Annotated in this window: 1 protein-coding gene; it reads left to right on the forward strand. The window is 71.5% G+C overall.

What is annotated here, in order from left to right; translation table 11 throughout:
* Nucleotides 1-500 precede the first annotated feature (500 nt).
* Nucleotides 501-1,571: sigma-70 family RNA polymerase sigma factor (locus ABZ281_RS48825; protein ID WP_356665239.1), on the forward strand; the 1,071-nt coding region annotated here is incomplete at its 3' end.

The raw sequence follows: 1,571 nt of genomic DNA on the forward strand, positions 1-1,571 counted from the left end.
CTCACCCTCGGCCCGGTCGAAGGCACCCAGCAGACCGTTGATCCCATCACCCGGATAGCCGTAAACCCGCTGCACACCCCACTCGGTCAGGCGCTCCAGTACGAAGTCGGCGACCAGCGTCATGACGTACTCCCTCCGGACACCTCCGTGCCGTCACCAGTGGGTGACCCGTGGCCCGGACGCGTAAACGGTGGGCGCCGGTCCACCACTCGCACGGACCGGAACGGGTGTCCTCACCCGCGTCACTCTCCTGGCGGGTGGCGTCTCGCGCCTCCCACGCATGGCGTGTTTCATGGCGGCAGGAGCGGGTGACTCCAAGACGCGGAAGACAACACCGTCCTGCGAGGACGCGGTCGGACACGTGCGATGCGTCGGTGAACGGCGGCGTCCGATGCGGCCTTGCGGGCAACCTGCTCACCGCCCGCCCGCCGGCGCCGGGCGACGGCGTCTCATCTGTGCCGTCGTACCTCCCTCGCCCGGCCCGACCCTCCATGAGGCCCATGTCCGCAACAGCCGCCGCCCCGCTCCCGCACAGCGACACCACCGTCGCGTCGGAGCCGTTCTCGGACCGACTCGACGCGCTGATGCGCGAACTCGCGCAGCAGCCCCCTGGACCGCGGCGGGCCGTCCTCCGGGATCAGGTCATCCGTATGCTGTTGCCGCTGGTCCGCCGGGTCTCACGCCGTTTTCAGCGCCATGGAGAGGACTTCGACGATCTCGTCCAGGTCGCCTCTGTCGGCCTGATCAAAGCCGTCGACGGATACGACCCGGACCTGGGGCACGCCTTCCTCTCGTACGCGCTTCCCAAGCTGACGGGTGAGATCAGGCGGCATCTGCGTGACCGGACCCCTGCCGTGCGCCTGCCCCGTTCCCTTCAGGAGGCGAGCGGGCCGGTCTTCCAGGCGGTCGAAGAACTCGAGCAGCGGCTCGGCGGCGGCTCGCCCTCCCCCGAGCAGATCGCCGAGCACACGGGGATGGAACCCGACCGGGTGGTGTCCACGCTGCGGGCGCTGCACGAGTGCCATCCGCGGTCCCTGGACGAACCGGCGAGGTCCGGCCAGGAGTCGCCGCCGGCCTTCTTGATCGGCATCGAGGACGCGGCGCTCGGGCGTGTCGTCGACACCGTCGCGCTGGTGACTCAGGTGAGACAGCTCCCGGAGCGGGACCGCCGAGTCCTCTACCTGCGCTTCTACCAGGAACAGACCCAGCAGCAGATCGCGGACGTCATCGGCGTCTCGCAGATGCAGGTCTCGCGGATTCTGCGGCGCTGTCTCGGCCGGCTCCGAGAGGCTCTCCTGGCGTCCGAGTCCGAGCCGTGCCCGGGAGGCGAGGAGAAGGTGCGGCGGAGGCCGGTCCGCGACCGGGCCGCCCGGCCACCACGCCGGTCCTGTGGCCGACTCCGCTCGGCGGAGCCGGACCGTCTCACGCGGTCCGGTGGCGCGGCGCGCCCGGCGGCTGCGGCTGCGGCTTCCGCCCCGGCCTCGGCTTCCGCCACGGCTTCTGGTCCGGCGTCGACGGCACCGGGCCACCGCACGTCCGTCAGGAGGCAGCCCGTTCACGCCGGCCGTCCC

Source organism: Streptomyces sp. NPDC006265, assembly GCF_040613555.1.
In the GTDB taxonomy this organism is placed as follows: domain Bacteria; phylum Actinomycetota; class Actinomycetes; order Streptomycetales; family Streptomycetaceae; genus Streptomyces.